The organism is Wenzhouxiangella limi (assembly GCF_010499265.1).
Taxonomy (GTDB): Bacteria; Pseudomonadota; Gammaproteobacteria; order Xanthomonadales; family Wenzhouxiangellaceae; genus Wenzhouxiangella; species Wenzhouxiangella limi.
On sequence record NZ_JAAGSC010000031.1, the window covers coordinates 329,976 to 345,230 of the forward strand.

The 15,255-nt window shown below is 65.2% G+C and carries 14 protein-coding genes; 9 read left to right on the top strand and 5 right to left on the bottom strand.

What is annotated here, in order from left to right; translation table 11 throughout:
• The first annotated feature begins 41 nt into the window (after nucleotides 1–41).
• From rnr to G3I74_RS03185, 3 genes are read left to right on the top strand one after another with little or no spacing between them, the layout of a single operon-like run.
• Nucleotides 42–2,174 carry a ribonuclease R gene (gene rnr / locus G3I74_RS03175; RefSeq protein WP_164210115.1) on the top strand — a complete coding sequence of 711 codons (2,133 nt, stop codon included), beginning with the start codon at nucleotides 42–44 and terminating at the stop codon, nucleotides 2,172–2,174.
• The gene (rlmB, locus tag G3I74_RS03180; protein ID WP_164210116.1) at nucleotides 2,171–2,905 is read left to right on the top strand and encodes a 23S rRNA (guanosine(2251)-2'-O)-methyltransferase RlmB; all 735 of its coding nucleotides are present in this window, start codon (nucleotides 2,171–2,173) and stop codon (nucleotides 2,903–2,905) included. The genes rnr and rlmB overlap by 4 nt, the downstream gene beginning before the upstream one ends.
• Nucleotides 2,905–3,471, top strand: a complete 567-nt coding sequence (locus G3I74_RS03185; RefSeq protein ID WP_164210117.1) for a nucleoside deaminase — start codon at nucleotides 2,905–2,907, stop codon at nucleotides 3,469–3,471. The genes rlmB and G3I74_RS03185 overlap by 1 nt, the downstream gene beginning before the upstream one ends.
• 68 nt (nucleotides 3,472–3,539) lie before the next feature.
• Here G3I74_RS03185 and G3I74_RS03190 read toward each other — a convergent pair whose 3' ends face one another.
• The gene (locus tag G3I74_RS03190) at nucleotides 3,540–3,908 is read right to left on the bottom strand and encodes a DUF4168 domain-containing protein (protein WP_164210118.1); all 369 of its coding nucleotides are present in this window, start codon (nucleotides 3,906–3,908) and stop codon (nucleotides 3,540–3,542) included.
• Nucleotides 3,909–4,041: 133 nt separating this feature from the next.
• On the opposite strand from G3I74_RS03190, the gene G3I74_RS03195 reads away from it, so the two are divergent.
• From G3I74_RS03195 to G3I74_RS03205, 3 genes are all read left to right on the top strand, one after another.
• Entirely contained in the window at nucleotides 4,042–5,514 is a 1,473-nt protein-coding gene (locus tag G3I74_RS03195; RefSeq protein WP_164210119.1) for an ATP-binding protein, read from the top strand.
• Entirely contained in the window at nucleotides 5,511–6,893 is a 1,383-nt protein-coding gene (locus G3I74_RS03200) for a sigma 54-interacting transcriptional regulator (RefSeq protein WP_164210120.1), read from the top strand. Before G3I74_RS03195 ends, G3I74_RS03200 begins: the two co-directional genes overlap by 4 nt.
• 80 nt (nucleotides 6,894–6,973) lie before the next feature.
• Complete coding sequence (locus G3I74_RS03205) at nucleotides 6,974–7,603, top strand: YiaD family glycine zipper/OmpA-like lipoprotein (protein ID WP_164210285.1); 630 nt, start codon at nucleotides 6,974–6,976, stop codon at nucleotides 7,601–7,603.
• A gap of 6 nt (nucleotides 7,604–7,609) precedes the next feature.
• Here G3I74_RS03205 and G3I74_RS03210 read toward each other — a convergent pair whose 3' ends face one another.
• Genes G3I74_RS03210 through G3I74_RS03220 form a run of 3 tightly spaced genes read right to left on the bottom strand, consistent with a single transcriptional unit; the run spans nucleotide 7,610 to nucleotide 9,978 of the window.
• Nucleotides 7,610–8,413, bottom strand: a complete 804-nt coding sequence (locus G3I74_RS03210; RefSeq protein WP_239056560.1) for a pseudouridine synthase — start codon at nucleotides 8,411–8,413, stop codon at nucleotides 7,610–7,612.
• 25 nt (nucleotides 8,414–8,438) lie between these two features.
• Nucleotides 8,439–9,155, bottom strand: coding sequence for an SMC-Scp complex subunit ScpB (gene scpB, locus G3I74_RS15820; protein ID WP_164210122.1), 717 nt, complete (start codon nucleotides 9,153–9,155; stop codon nucleotides 8,439–8,441).
• A gap of 16 nt (nucleotides 9,156–9,171) precedes the next feature.
• Complete coding sequence (locus G3I74_RS03220; protein ID WP_164210123.1) at nucleotides 9,172–9,978, bottom strand: segregation and condensation protein A; 807 nt, start codon at nucleotides 9,976–9,978, stop codon at nucleotides 9,172–9,174.
• Nucleotides 9,979–10,167: 189 nt separating this feature from the next.
• Here G3I74_RS03220 and G3I74_RS03225 point away from each other — a divergent pair, with 189 nt between their 5' ends.
• Both G3I74_RS03225 and G3I74_RS03230 read left to right on the top strand, forming a co-directional pair.
• Nucleotides 10,168–10,440: a BolA family protein gene (locus G3I74_RS03225; protein WP_164210124.1), complete on the top strand. Its 273-nt coding sequence runs from the start codon at nucleotides 10,168–10,170 to the stop codon at nucleotides 10,438–10,440.
• Nucleotides 10,430–11,254 (top strand): peptidylprolyl isomerase, encoded by an 825-nt coding sequence (locus G3I74_RS03230; RefSeq protein ID WP_164210125.1) that lies wholly within the window; start codon nucleotides 10,430–10,432, stop codon nucleotides 11,252–11,254. Before G3I74_RS03225 ends, G3I74_RS03230 begins: the two co-directional genes overlap by 11 nt.
• A 15-nt stretch (nucleotides 11,255–11,269) precedes the next feature.
• Here the strand turns inward: G3I74_RS03230 and queF are convergent, their stop codons facing one another.
• The gene (gene queF, locus G3I74_RS03235) at nucleotides 11,270–11,659 is read right to left on the bottom strand and encodes a preQ(1) synthase (RefSeq protein WP_164210126.1); all 390 of its coding nucleotides are present in this window, start codon (nucleotides 11,657–11,659) and stop codon (nucleotides 11,270–11,272) included.
• Between the two features lie 92 nt (nucleotides 11,660–11,751).
• Here queF and smc point away from each other — a divergent pair, with 92 nt between their 5' ends.
• On the top strand, nucleotides 11,752–15,240 hold the full coding sequence (gene smc, locus G3I74_RS03240; protein ID WP_164210127.1) for a chromosome segregation protein SMC: 3,489 nt from the start codon (nucleotides 11,752–11,754) through the stop codon (nucleotides 15,238–15,240).
• Nucleotides 15,241–15,255: the final 15 nt, after the last annotated feature.

A 15,255-nucleotide genomic window follows, 5' to 3' on the forward strand; every position in this document is an offset into this window, starting at 1 on the left:
TCGGGCCCGAAGAACAGCGTTGGCGGAGTATCATGACCGCCATGAATGAACCCAAACCGATCACGCTGGACGATCTCCGGCGTACCTTGGCCGAGGCGGACCGTCCGCTCACGCGGCGCCGGCTGTCGGCGATATTTGACCTGGACAAGGCCGCCTCGGACCGTCTGCTCAAACCCTTGCTGGTTGATCTCGTCAACCGCGGCGAGGTGGTCCGCAACCGCCGCGCCGCCTACGGCCTGGCGCGCGAGATGGACCTGGTCGCCGGGCGCATCAGCGCGCACGCCGACGGTTTCGGTTTCGTTATCCCGGATGCTGGCGGCGACGATCTGTACCTCTCGCCGCGCCAGATGCGCCAGGTTTTCAACGGCGATCGGGTGCTGGCCGCCGTCACCGGTGTGGACCGGCGCGGACGCAAGGAAGGCGGTATCGTCGAGGTCGTCGAGCGCGCCCACGCCCAGGTCGTCGGCCGGCTGATGATCGAAAGCGGGGTCGCTACCGTTGTGCCGGACGACCCGCGCCTGACCCAGGACATCCTGATTCCGCTGGAGCGGGTCGGTGATGCCAGCCCCGGCCAGATCGTGGTCGCGCGCATCGAGCGACCGCCCAGCGCGCATCGGGGACCGGTTGGAGAGCTGATCGCGGTGCTTGGACAGGCCGACGAGCCGGGCATTGCCACCGACATGGCCGTGTTTTCCTACCAGCTGCCGGCCGAGTTTCCCGACGAGGTGGCTGACCAGGCCAAGGCCTTCGGCGACGAAATCGATCCCGACATCGCCGCTAATCGCGTCGATTTGAGGCAGTTGCCGCTGGTCACGATCGACGGTGCCGACGCGCGCGATTTCGATGACGCGGTCTATGCCGAGCCGCGCGGCGACGGCTATCGGCTGATCGTGGCCATCGCCGACGTGGCCGAATACGTCCAGCCCGAAAGTTCACTTGATACCGAAGCCTGCCAGCGCGGCACCTCGGTCTATTTCCCCGATCGCGTGATCCCCATGCTGCCCGAGGCGCTGTCGAACGGGCTGTGTTCGCTCAACCCGGAGGTCGACCGCCTCTGCCTGGTCTGCGACATGAAACTCGACGATCGCGGCAAGGTGCTGGGTAGCCGCTTCTACGAGGCCGTCCTGCGCTCGCATGCGCGCATGACCTACGACCAGGTCGAGCGCATCGTCAACGGCGGTGACGCTGATCTGCGCGAGCGTTTTGCCCACGTGCTCGAACCCCTGGAACAGCTCTACGCGGTCTACCTCGGCCTGGCGCGGCGGCGGCAGCGGCGCGGGGCGCTGGATTTCGACTCGCAGGCGGTCTATTTTCAGTTCGACGCCGAGGGGCGCGTGGCCGATATTCGCCTGAGCACCCGCCACGACGCCCATCGGCTGATCGAAGAATGCATGATTGCCGCCAACGTCGAGGCGGCGCGCTTTGTCGGCGATCAGCTGCCGATGCTTTACCGGGTCCACGAGCCGCCGCAGTCGGACAAGCTCGAAGCGCTGGAGGAATTTCTCCGGGCCCAGGGCTTGAGCGTGCGCTGGAAAGACGAGCCCGAACCGGCCCAGTTCGCCGCCATCCAGAACCAGGTGGCCGACTCGCCGCTGCGGCCGCTGGTCAACGCCGTGCTTCTCCGGTCGCTGTCTCTGGCGGTCTATCAGCCCGAAAACCGGGGACACTTCGGCCTTGCGTTGGCCAGCTATGCGCACTTCACCTCGCCGATTCGACGCTATCCGGACCTGCTGCTGCATCGCGCCATCAAGCACCTGGTGCGAAAACGCGATCGGGGCAGTTTCCCCTATGGAGAGGAACGGATGGCAGAGTTGGGCCGGCACTGTTCGTGGACCGAGCGCCGGGCCGAGGAGGCCGCGCGTGACGTGGACGAACGCCTGAAAGCGCAGTTCATGCAGCGCCACCTCGGCGATACCTTTGACGGCATCGTCACCGGCGTGACCAGTTTCGGTCTGTTCGTGGAGCTGCCCGACTACGGCGTCAGCGGGCTGGTCCACGTGACGGCCTTGCCGAATGACTATTACCACTTCGATCCGGTTGGTCACAGCCTGACGGGCAAGCGTCGCGGCATCCGTCTGCGGCTGGCCGATCGCGTTCGCGTCGAACTGGCGGCGGTCAATGTCGAGGAACGCAAGATCGATCTGCGCCTGGTCGAGGATTCGCCAGAGCCATGAGGCGTGAGATGGCGATGGGGGTTAATGCGGTCTCGGGCCTGCTTGATGTCGCCCCCGAGCGCATCGTCCGGGTCTGGCTGAACCCATCTTCTGATCGGTTGACGCGTCTTGGCCAGGATTTGAGTGCCGCCGGCATCTCGATCGAACACTGCGACACCCGCGCGCTGGACCGCCGCTCGGACGGTATTCGCCACCAGGGGGTGATCGTCGAATTCCGGCCCCGCGAACCGCTGACAGAAAGCGGGCTGGAGCAGCTGCTCGAACGGCAAGAGCGACCGTTGCTGCTGGTCCTCGATGGCGTCAGCGATCCGCATAACCTGGGTGCCTGCATCCGCTCGGCGGCGGCTGCCGGTGCCAGCGCGGTCGTCGTTCCCAAGAATCGGGCCGCCGGATTGACGGCCGCGAGCCGTCGCGCGGCAGCCGGAGCTACGGAACGAATTCCGTTCGCGATCGTCACCAATCTGGCGCGCAGTCTGCGCATGATTGGCGATTACGGGCTGTGGCGGGTCGGCCTGGCCGGCGACGCGGAATCCACCCTGTACGAGGCCGATCTGGACGGGGCGGCCGCCCTGGTCATGGGCAGCGAAGAGCGCGGCATGCGCCGTTTGACCCGCGAGCAGTGCGACCAGCTTGTCCGTATCCCCATGCCCGGCGCGATCGAGAGCCTCAATGTTTCCGTGGCCGCCGGCGTGGCGCTGTTCGAAGCGCTGCGCGCGCGCGGGGGTGCCTGATGCGGGCGCCCTGTATTCAGATCCACTTGCCGGCCTGGGTCAACGACTTCCTGGCCAGTTTACCGCCGGTGCTGGAAAGTCCGGAAGAGAGAATGCGGGTGGCCATCAGCCTGGCGGAGCAAAACGTTGCCAACGACAGCGGCGGGCCGTTCGGGGCCCTGGTGGTCGCAGCCGAGTCCGGCCGGGTGCTGGCGGTCGGGGTCAATCGGGTCGAGCCGGGCAACTGCTCATCCGCCCACGCCGAAATTCTGGCCTTGAGCCTGGCCCAGCAACGTCTGGGGCTGTCGAGCCTGGCCGAGACGGGCCTGGGTCCGGTGGAGCTGGTGAGTTCGTGCGAGCCGTGTGCGATGTGCCTTGGTGCCGTTCCCTGGTCGGGGGTCAGTACCCTTGTGTGCGGCGCCAGCAAGGTTGATGCAGAGGCGGCCGGATTCGATGAGGGCGACCGTTCTGATCAGTGGATCTCACAGCTGGCCGCGCGCGGGATTGCAGTGCGCACGGGAATTCTTCGCTCGGCCGCGGCTGAAGTGATCCGCCGCTACGCGCGCAGCGGTCGGCGAATCTATTAAGACGAAAAGCGAAAAAAAGGCCGAACCCCGAGCGGGATCCGGCCTTTTTCGCTGCCTGGTGTTGCCGTTTACTGCGTGTTCTGCAGCATCTCGGTCAGGCGCTGCTGCAGTTCAGGATCGTTCTGGATCGCCATGGCGATGGCGTTGAAAGACTCCACGTCCAGTCCGGCAGCATCGACGGCGCTGGTCATTTCCTCGTTGGCCTGCACCTGCAGCTCCTGTGCCCGCTCGGGGTCTTCCACGCCCTGCAGACGCTCCGAAAAGTCCTGCTGAATCTCGATGATCGAGGTCTGCGCTTCGGCAAACTGCTCGAGCTGCTGATCGGAAACATCGATATCGGCCGGCGGCTGCTGCATTTGACCTTCCTGGGCCACTGCGGCGGTCAGGCCGAAGCTCAGGGCGATGACGAGGGACATCAAGCTATTGCGAATCTTCATTACGCTACTCCTGTTTGCGGTTTGGGTGAATCGCAGTAATGTATATGCATGCATCATGCCAAAATATCGAGTGCTTGTTTTTCAATGGTTTGTATTCTCGGTTTCCGAACAGAAGACGAGCTGATGTGTCATCATGACGCATGTGTCTCGTAATCAACGTCATATGCACAGTCTCAGAACCCGCCTGATTCTTCAGATCCTGCTGCCGCTGACGCTGCTGGCCGCGTTTGTCGTCTGGACCACGTTCCAGGCGGTCGAGGGGCTGGTCGAGCGGCGGCTGGAAAAGGAAATCGAGCTGGTGGCCCGGGCCATCCGCATGCCGGTTCAGCAGGCCTACGCGGAAGGTGATCTGGACCGTGTTTCGCAGTCTCTGGACGCGGTCTTCGAAATCGGCCGCGTCTATGGTGCCTACGTCTATGACGATGACGGCAGGCGCGTTGTTGTCGCCGGCGAGGCCCGCCCGGGTACCCGCGCCCAGATCCAGGCCGCCGAGCTGGTCGAACTGGGTCAGGAGCTGGGCGAATACGCCGAGCTGGCCGGCGAGGAGGTTTATTCGTACTTCGTTCCGCTGACCGGGGCGACGGGGCGCATTATCGGGCTGCTCCAGGTCGTGCGCCAGGAAAGCGACATCGCCGGCCAGCTGGCCCGGATTCGCGAGCGCGGATGGTGGGTTTGGGCGGCCGTGGTCGCGTTGATGGTGCTGGTGGTGCTGTTCGGGCACCGCCAGGCGGTCAGTCGCCACGTGCGCACGCTGCTGGGGAGCATGAGCCGAGTCGAGGCCGGTGATCGTGATCATCGCGCCCCGGTCAGCGGCCCCAGCGAACTGGTTGCGCTGGGCCGCGGCCTCAATCGCATGCTCGACGCGATCGCCGAGATGGAAGCGCGGATCGAACAACAGCGGCGCGAGCATCTGCGCATGACCGAGCGCCTTCGCGAGCAGGAGAATCTGGCCGCACTGGGCCGGTTTTCCTCCGGCGTGGCGCATGAGCTTGGAGCGCCGCTGACGGTGATCGACGGCGATGCCCGGCGCCTGCTGCAACACGGCGATCCCGACGAGGAGGCGCAGCGCCGACTGGCGAGAATGCGCAGCCAGATTCAACGCACCCGGCAGCTGATCCGGCAGCTGATGGACTTCGTCCGCAGTGATCATCAGGCCCCGGTCACGATCCCGGTCGAGCGTTTGCTGGACGCGGTCAGTGGCAGCGTTGGGCCGGAACGCGAGACCCTCGGCATTGACGTCGAGGTCGTCAGGACAGCGCCCGAACTGGCCATTACCGGACATGAAATCAGACTTGAGCACGCGCTGCTCAATCTGGTGCGAAATGCGCTGCAGGCAGCCACCACGCGGGTGCGGGTTTCCGCCGAGCGCTGCGGCGACGAAGGCGTCAAGATCCAGGTCGAGGACGATGGCAGCGGCGTTGAAGAGGGGCTGGTCACGCAGATTTTCGAGCCGTTCCAGACCCGCCGCGAAAACGGGCAGGGCACCGGCCTGGGGCTGGCCATTGTTCGATCCGTTGCCGAAGAGCACGACGCGGTCGTGACGGTTGATCGATCGCCGGTGCTGGGGGGCGCGCGCTTCACGCTCACTTTCGGGGAGGCGACGTGAGCGCGGCGGACAGCACCATCCTGGTCGTGGAAGACGACCAGGCCCTGGCGGAGCTGCTGATCGAGGAGCTCGAGGCAGAAGGTTATATTGCCCAGGCCTTCGGCAGCGCCGAGGAGGCCCTGGAGTGGATAGAGCGCCGCAGACCGGACCTGGTGGTCAGCGACCTGCAGCTGCCGGGCAAAGACGGGCTGGCGCTGATTGAAGATCTCAAGGCGCTGGATTTTCAGCCCGCGGTCCTGATGATCAGCGCCTACGGCACCGTGGACCGTGCCGTTGCCGCCCTCAAGGCCGGCGCCGACAACTTCCTGACCAAGCCGCTGGACATGGATCATTTTCTGCTGAGCGTGGAACGTCTGCTGGCCAACCGCCGGCTGCAAGACCAGGTTCGTCGTTATCGCGGGCTGCTTGACGCGCCGGACTTTCACGGCCTGGAAGGCAACAGCCCGGCCATGCAGTCGCTGATCGATCGAATTCAGCGTATTGCCCTGGCCGACGGACCGGTCCTGATCAGCGGTGAGTCCGGAACGGGGAAGGACCTGGTGGCACGGGCGATCCATGCCGAAAGCGGACGCGCGGCCAGGCCCTTTTTGGCCGTCAACTGCGCTGGGGTTCCGGCCGAGCTGCTGGAAAGCGAGTTCTTCGGCCATGCCGCCGGAGCCTTTTCCGGTGCCGAACAGGCCCGACCCGGGCTGTTTCGCGAGGCCGAGGGAGGGACTTTGTTTCTCGATGAGATCGGTGAGATGCCCCTCGCGCTTCAGGCCAAGCTGCTGCGAGCCCTGCAGGACGGGCGAGTCCGCCCCGTGGGTGCCGACCGCGAACACCAGGTCGACGTGCGCGTGATCGCGGCCACCAACGTCGACCTGGCCAGCAAGGCCGCCTCCGGCGAGTTTCGGGAAGATCTCTACTATCGTCTCGAGGCCTTTCAGCTTCTGCTGCCGCCGCTGCGCGAGCGCGGCGATGATCTCGAATTGCTGGCGATGCGGTTTTTAGGCCGTTTTGCCGCGGCCCGGCAACGCCCGGCGCGCCGGCTTTCCGAGCGCGCGCTGGCGGCGATGAAACGCTATTCCTGGCCGGGCAACGTGCGCGAGCTTCGCAACGCCATGGAGCGGGCGGTGGCTTTTTGCGACGACGACGAGGTCCGTCCCGAACATCTGCCCGAACGGGTTCGAAAGCCATCTGCGCCCGCGGTCTCGGTTGCCGCGGACATTCCCGCAGCTGTGCTGGAGGGCGACATGCTGCCCAGCCTTGCGCAGCTGCGGCAGCGCTACGTCCAATACGTACTTGAACGGGTCGATGGCAACAAGCGTCGCGCCGCCGCGCTTCTCGGGGTCGGTCGCAGGACCCTGTATCGCTGGCTGGAGGAGACAGGCGTAGAATGAAAGCTCAATGCACCTCGTTTTCGACCATCAGGAGTATTCGCTTGAACCCAACCCGCCGATCCAGATCCATTCTCCTGGTCATGGTGATTGTCACCCTGGCTGCCTGTGCCACCACCACCGATCCGTGGACCGGAGAGCCGCGTCCGACGCGCACCGGGCAGGGGGCGGCGATCGGGGCGGGCATCGGCGCGGTGATCGGCGCCATCTCCGGCGGTGACCGCCTCAAGCGCGTGGCCATCGGGGCAGGCGTGGGCGCCCTGACCGGGGCGGCCGTTGGTTCGTACATGGACCGCAACGAAGAAGCGCTGCGCCGCCAGCTGGCCGGCTCTGGCGTCAGCGTGACCCGGCGCGGGGACGAGATCATCCTCAATATGCCGGCGCAGGTGACCTTCGATTTCGATTCGGCTGCGCTGAATCCGGAGTTTTTCGAGGTCCTGGACTCGGTGGCACTGGTGCTGGAGGAATTTGAAAGTACCGTGCTGGTGATCGACGGGCATACCGATTCAACCGGGTCGCGCAGCTACAACCTGCGCCTGTCCGAGCAGCGAGCCGATACTGTCGGGCGTTACCTGATTTCGCAAGGCGTCAGTCCGGCGCGGGTCGCGACCTATGGCTACGGTCCGGACTATCCGGTGGCCGACAACGATACGCCGGCGGGACGGGCGATGAACCGACGGGTCGAACTGACCCTGATGCCGATTACCGACTGAGCGCGCTCAGCCCTTGCCGCGGCGCTGCGGCGGCGCTTTGCCCGCGGCCCGTATCGACATGGGCTGGAGAAGCAGTTCGATCGGCTGCGGGGGCAGTCCCGCGTCCTCGCGCAGCACGCGGTGATCTTCCGGCGAAAGCTCCTGATAGCGTCCCGGTCGAACGGCGGGTGGCAGAAACACCGGTCCGAAGCGTACGCGCTTGAGCCGGGCTACCTGGGCGCCGACCGCTTCCCATAATCGCCGCACCTCCCGGTTGCGGCCTTCCAGGATGACCACCGTGTACCACGAATGGCCGCCGGTGACCTCGCCAGGAACGATGTCGGAAAAACGGGCCGGCCCGTCGTCGAGTTCGACACCCGTGAGCAGCTGCTGGATCTGCTCCTCGGAGACCGCGCCCCGAATGCGGCACAGGTACTCGCGATCGACCCCGCCCGATGGATGCATCATGCGATTGGCCAATTCACCGTCGGTGGTCAGCAGCAACAGTCCGGCGGTATTGAGGTCGAGCCGGCCGACCGAGATCCAGCGTCCTTCCTTGAGTCGGGGCAGGCGGTCGAACACGGTTCGCCGGCCTTCCGGGTCGCTGTTGGTGGTCACCTCGCCCTCGGGCTTGTGATAGATCAGCGTTCGATGGCCCGGCGAGGCCGCCTGGACCCGGAATTCGCGCTGATCCAGCTCGATCAGGTCGCCGCTGCCCACCGAGGAGCCGAGTCGGGCAGGGACCTTGTTGACCAGCACTTCGCCTTGTTCGATCCGACTCTCCAGTCCACGGCGCGAGCCCAGACCGGCCCGGGCCAGGACTTTTTGCAGCCGTTCGGTGCCGGCCTGGACGGTCTCAGGCGGAACCGTCGCGCTGCGCGTTCGGCGGCGGGGTTTGCCGGTCGTCTTGCGGTTCGTCTGAGAGGGAGTTCGGCTCGCGCTCTTGTGACGGCTCTTTTTCCGGGTCGGTGGAGGGTTCATCTTGAATGGCTTCGGCTGGCTCGGCTGCGGCTGGATGGATCAGCTCCAGTTCGGGCTCGAGGTTGTCGATGTCCTTGATTTCCGCCAGGGTCGGCAGCTGATCAAGCGAAGTAAGGTTGAAGTAGTCGAGGAATGCGCGCGTTGTCCCCAGCAGTTCGGGCCGGCCCGGCACGTCGCGATGTCCGACGACCTTGATCCATTCTCGCTCCTGCAGCGTACGAAGAATGTTGGCGCTCAGGGAAACGCCCCGGATCTGCTCGATTTCGCCGCGGGTGATCGGCTGACGATAGGCGATGATGGCCAGGGTTTCCAGCAGCGCGCGCGAATAGCGCGGCGGTTTTTCGCTCCACAGGGCCGAAATAACCGGCATCAGGCTGGCCCGGACCTGGATGCGGTAGCCGCTGCCCACTTCCGTCAGTTCCACGGCTCGATTCTCTAGATCCGCATCCAGCGACGCCAGGGCCTGCTTGAGCGGTCCGTGACCGGGTTTTTCCTCGTCGGGGAACAGGGCATTGAGCTGGTTCAGGCTCAAGGGGCCGCCGGCGGCCAGCAGGGCGCCTTCGACAACGGTTTTCAGGTAAGCGATATCCATGCCATGCTCGTGTTTGTCAGTCCGCCGGTACGCGTACGTAAATGGTGGCAAACAGATCCTGCTGGACCAGATCGATCAAATGTTCGCGCAAAAGCTCCAGCAGCGCCAGGAAGGTCACGACTGCGCCAATGCGTCCCTCTTCGAGATCGAAACACTGGCCGAACTCGACGAAACGGTTCGTCGACAGCAGGTCAACGATGCGGCTCATGCGCTCGCGCACGCTCAGCGGCTCGCTTTGAACCTGGTGATGGGCCAGCATGTCGGCTCGCGCCATCACGTCGCGCAGGGCCAGCAGCAGTTCGCGCAGGTCCACTTCGGGCGGCACGCGCACCTGGCCATGATCTTCGACGCCGGCCGTTGCGACCACCAGGTCGCGTTCCAGGCGGGGCAGTTCATCGATGTCTTCGGCCGCCTGCTTGAAGCGCTCGTATTCCTGCAGCCGCCGGATCAGCTCGGCGCGTGGATCACCCTCGTCTTCTTCTTCCGGCTGCGGCCGCGGCAGGAGCATGCGCGACTTGATCTCGGCCAGTATCGCAGCCATGACCAGGTACTCGGCCGCCAGTTCCAGGCGCATGCCGGCCATCATCTCGATGTACCCGGTGTACTGCCGGGTAATCTCGGCCATCGGAATATCCAGAATGTCGAGGTTCTGGCGCCGGATCAGGTAAAGCAGCAGATCCAGCGGTCCCTCGAAGGCCTCGAGGAAAACCTCCAGCGCATCCGGCGGAATATACAGATCATCCGGTAGCTGCAGCAACGGCTGGCCCTGCACCACGGCAAAGGGCATCTCCTGCTGACCAATCACTGGGGTGACGTCGCTCATGGCGCCAGTGTATCCGCTAACGCAGACGACCGTGCCGTCACCGCGGGATCGGTCGAGCGATCGGCGCTGCGGGCGTTACAATGCCGCCCAGGATGGACTGAACACAAGGACGGCAAGCGCCATGCGGTACGCGATCATTGAACCTGACAGCAAAAACGGACCCAACCGTCGGGCCTCGGCGGTGCTGCAATGAGCGCAGAACGCGTCGCCATGATCCGGCAGCGTCTGGAATCGGTGCTGAGTCTCGACAGCCTGGAAGTCATCGACGAGTCCCACCTCCATATCGGCCACGCCGGCGCACGCGACGGGCGCGGCCACTTCCGGGTTCGGGTGGTCAGCAATGATTTCCTGGGGCTGCCAAGACTGGCTCGCCATCGCAAGGTCTATGCCGCCATGGGCGAGTTGATGACCACCGATATCCATGCACTCAACATTGAGGCGCTGACTGCCGATGAATCGTAATCTGGGTTTTTTGCTGATCGCAGTGGCCGTGGTCCTGGCCGGCTGTCAGCAGCAAAACGACCGGCTGATCAGCCCCGATGACGTCATTTTGGTGGAGGTCGATGGTCAGCCGGTTTCACTGCCCATGCTGGAGTTCATGATGGCCCAGCGCGGGATCGACGAGGACGATCACGACGCCATGCGCGAGCTGCTCGATGAGTTGATTCGCCTGCGCGCGGTGGCCAATGCCGCCGAGCGCGAAGGCCTGGCCGCTGAGCCCGAAGTGCGCGCTCAGCGGGCCTTGCGCGACATGGAAACCCTGCAGCTGCGGTATTTCTCGCGCGTGCACGAAGAGTTTCCGGTCACCGAACAGGCCATTCGCGAAACCTACAACAACCAGATCGAGCGCTCCGGCGAGCGACAGTTCCGGCTCGAGACCATTGCCTATCCCAGGCAGGCCGACGCCCTGCTGCGGCTGGCAGAACTGCAGGATGGTGAGGCCAGTTTCGATGACCTGCTCGAGGCCGCTGCCGGCGAAGGCTGGCTGGTTGAGCCGACCGGCTGGGTCGACCGCAGTCAGCTGGGTCCTGAACTCGGGCCGATGCTGGAGGGCGCCGCCGAGGGCGATGTCTTGTCAGCACCACTGCAAACGCCGCAGGGTTGGCGGCTGCTGCGCGTTCAGGCGAGTCGGGACCTGGAAGCGCCTGCGCTGGATCAGGTGCGCGAAGGCATCGAGCGCCAGCTGGTGCGCCAGCGCCTGGAAGCGCTGGTCGAAGATCTGTATCAGGCCGCCGAGATCACACCAATGCTGCCGGTCGAGGAGGTCGGCGACTGAACGTCGGCACGACCCTCAGGGCAGGTGGACCGGGGTTGGCGCCTGCCAGTCCGGGTTACGGTGTTCGGCAACCACCGCGGTGTAGATGCCGCCGCGCACGTTGAAGTCCGCGCTCAGACGCATGAAACGCGGCCGCGTTGCGGCGACCAGATCGCCCAGTATTCGGTTAGTGACCGCTTCGTGGAAGGCGCCCTCGTCGCGGAAACTCCAGACGTAGTTCTTCAGCGCCTTGAGTTCGACACAGAACTGGTCCGGCACGTATTCGACCAGCAGTTCGGCGAAGTCCGGCTGCCCCGTTTTGGGGCAGAGACAGGTAAACTCGGGGATCCGGATGCGAATGGTATAATCCCGCGCCGGCTGCGGATTGGGAAAGACTTCAAGCTCTTTACTGGGCTGACTGGGCACGCGGCGGGTTCTCCCTGGTCGAGTGATGGTTTCTTGGTCGGGCACGGGCCCGGCCGGCGGTATTAGAACAAAAACCTCTGGCTGATGCGTCAATGCGACTGACCGCAATCAAACTGTCGGGCTTCAAATCCTTCGTCGAGCCGACCACCGTACGTTTCCCGTCGAACATGATGGGCATCGTCGGCCCCAACGGCTGCGGCAAATCCAACATCATCGACGCCGTGCGCTGGGTCATGGGCGAGAGCTCGGCCCGGCAGCTGCGCGGGGAGTCGATGAGCGACGTCATTTTTTCAGGCTCGAGCGCGCGCAAGCCGGTGACCACGGCCACCGTGGAGTTGATGTTCGACAACAGCGACGGACGCGCCGGCGGCGAGTACGCCAGCTACAGCGAGATCTCGGTGCGGCGCCAGGTCAGTCGCGACGGGCAGTCGGCCTATTTCCTCAACGGTACCCGTTGCCGGCGCAAGGACATCACCGACCTGTTTCTCGGCACCGGCCTGGGGCCGCGCAGCTACGCCATCATCGAGCAGGGCATGATCTCGCAGATCGTCGAGGCCCGGCCCGAGGAACTGCGCGCATTTCTCGAAGAGGCAGCGGGCATCTCGCGCTACAAGGAGCGCCGGCGCGAAACCGAAAATCGTATCCGCCACACCCGCGAAAATCTCGAGCGCCTGGCCGATCTGCGCGAAGAAGTGGGCAAGCAGCTGGAAAAACTCAAGCGCCAGGCGCGGGCGGCCGAGCGCTACCGCAAGCTCAAGGCCCGCTACCGCGAAGACGAAGCACGCCTGACCGCGCTGCGCTGGCGCGAGACCACCCGGCAGGCCGAGACCCGGCAAAAAGAGCTGCAGCAGGTTGAAAACCAGCTGCAGTCAGCGCTGGCTGACCAGCGCGCCGCCGAAAAAGAGCTCGAATCGCTGCGCCAGCAGCAGCACGAAGCGGGCGAGACTGCGTCTAAGATTCAGGCTGAACTCTATGAAGTCGCAGGGGAAATTGCTCGCCTTGAGCAGTCCATCGAGCATCAGCGCGATATTCGCCAGCGCCAGCAGACCGAATACGATGAGACCGAGCATCAGCTCAATGAGCTCAAGCAGCACCTGATCCTCGACAAGGCCCAGGTCAGCCAGACGACCGAACTGATCGCCGAGCTCACCCCCCGCCTGGAAACCGCCCGGGATGAGGAAAAGACCTTTGCCCAGGCGCTGGAAACCGCCGAACAGGCGCTGATCGATTGGCAGCAGCGCTGGCAGGAACACCAGCACACGGCCAGTCAGGCGGCAAACCGGGCAGAACTGCTGCGCCAGCGCATCGAGCATCTGGATGACCGGATGGGCCGGGCCGCCGAGCGTCTGCAGGTGCTGCGGAGTCAAAACGACGACCAGGCGCTGGAAAAACTGCAGGCCGATCAGGCGGCCGCGAAAGACGGGGCCGAGCGCAGCGCGCAAGCCCTGCGTGAAGCGCGTGAAGCCGCCGAGACCGGGCGCCGCGAAATCAGCGGGCAGCGAACGCGCATCGAATCGCTGCGCAACGACCTGGAAACGGCGCGCGCCCGACGCCACGAACATGCCGCCCGGCTGGACTCGCTGCGCCTGCTCAATCGCCAGCCCGACGAACAGGGCGAGGCGGCCGAATGGCTGAGCAAACACGGCGAAGACCCCGCCAGCCGCCTGCTCGAGCGCATTCGGGTAACCGAGGCGCGCTGGACGGCCGCGGTGGAACACGTTCTGGCCGACTGGCTGCAGGGGGTGGCAAGCGAGCGTCTTGAAGCGCTGGCGGACGCCGAGCCCCCGGCCCTGGGCCTGGCGGTGTTCGCCGCCGATCAGGACGCGTCGGCGCCTGCTGGCACCCTGGCCAGCCATGTTCGCGGTGCAGGGGCGCTGTCGGCCTTGCTGGCGCGCGTGCAGTGCGTGGAAAATCTGGCCGAGGCCAGGGCGAAAAGCGGGCAGCTGGACCCCGAGATCTCGCTGATTACGCCCGATGGGACCTGGATGGGACGCGGCTGGCTGCGTCAGCCGGCGCTGGAGGCCGACCGCAGTGGGTTGCTTCAGCGCGAGGAGGAAATCCGTACCCTGCAGCGAGAGATCAGCGCTGACGAAAACCGGATCGGCGAGCTGCAAAGCGAGCTCAAGGAAGCGCGCAGCCAGCTCCAGCAGGTCGAGCAGATGCTGCACAAGCGTGAGGCAGCCATTCACCAGGCTGAGCGCGAGCGCGCCCAGGCCCAGGGCCGGATCAGCACGCTGGACAGCCGCCTGGAGGCACTGCAGCGACAGCGCTCGCAGGCGGCCGAAGAGATTGATGCGCTTGAACGGCGCCAGCACGAAGACGGCCAGGCCGTAGCGACCGCGCGTGGCGAGCTTCAGGAGGCGCTGGCTGCCATGGAGCAGGCCGAGCAGGGTCGGGAGCCATTGCGGGGGGAGAAAACGCAGCTGGACTCGGCCCGGGAACAGGCCCGCGCACGCTACCGCCAACAGCGCGAACTGCGCGAGGAAGTGTCGCTGAAGCTGGAGTCGTCCCGTGCCGGGCTGGACTCGCTGCGCCAGGCCATTGCCCGCATCGATAACCAGGTCGGGCAGCTGCAGAACCGCTACATGGAGCTCAGCGAAGCGCTGGCCCAGGGCGACGAACCGGTGCAAATGCAGCAAAAGGAGCGCGATCAACTCCTCGAACGGCGTCTGGCGGTGGAAACCCGCTTACGCGATGCGCGGCAAAGCCTGGAAGAACTGGAGGCCAGCTGGCGCGAGCAGGACAAGGCTCGTCAGGCGGCGGCCTCGTCGGCCGAAGAAGTGCGTGAGCGCCAGCAGCAGCTGCAGCTGGCGCTGCACGAAACCCGGCTCAGGGCCGAAACGCTGTCGGAGCGGATCACGGAGCTCGGCGGCCAGCCCGACGACCTTCTGGCCGAGCTGCCAGAGAACGCGGAAACCGGGCAATACCAGCAGGAGCTTGAACAGCTGGAGGCGCGAATCCGCAAGCTTGAGCCGGTCAACCTGGCGGCCATCGAAGAGCACGACACCGAGGCGGAACGCAAGGCCTACCTGGATCGCCAGCACGCCGACCTCGAGGAGGCCATGGAGACCCTGGAAAAAGCGATCGGGCGGATTGATCGCGATTCGCGCACGCGCTTTCGCGAGACCTTCGAGCAGGTCAACAAGAACATGCAGACCCTGTTTCCCCGCCTCTTTGGCGGCGGCCACGGTCATCTGGAGATGGTCGGAGAAGACTGGCTTTCAGCCGGCGTGGCGATCATGGCGCGGCCGCCGGGCAAGCGAATCGCGCGCATCCACCTCATGTCGGGCGGCGAAAAAGCGCTGACGGCGGTGGCTTTCGTGTTCGCCATCTTCAACCTCAACCCGGCACCCTTCTGTCTGCTCGACGAGGTCGATGCGCCGCTGGACGACGCCAACGTCGGACGTTTTTCCGACATGGTGCGCGAAATGTCTGATCAGGTGCAGTTTCTGCTCGTGACCCACAACAAGGTCACCATGGAAGTCACCCACCAGATGCTGGGTGTGACCATGCGAGAGCCGGGTGTCTCGCGTATCGTCAGCGTGGATCTCGATCGCGCCGTGGCCTTGGCCGAAAGCTGAAGGCAGACCCCGCGA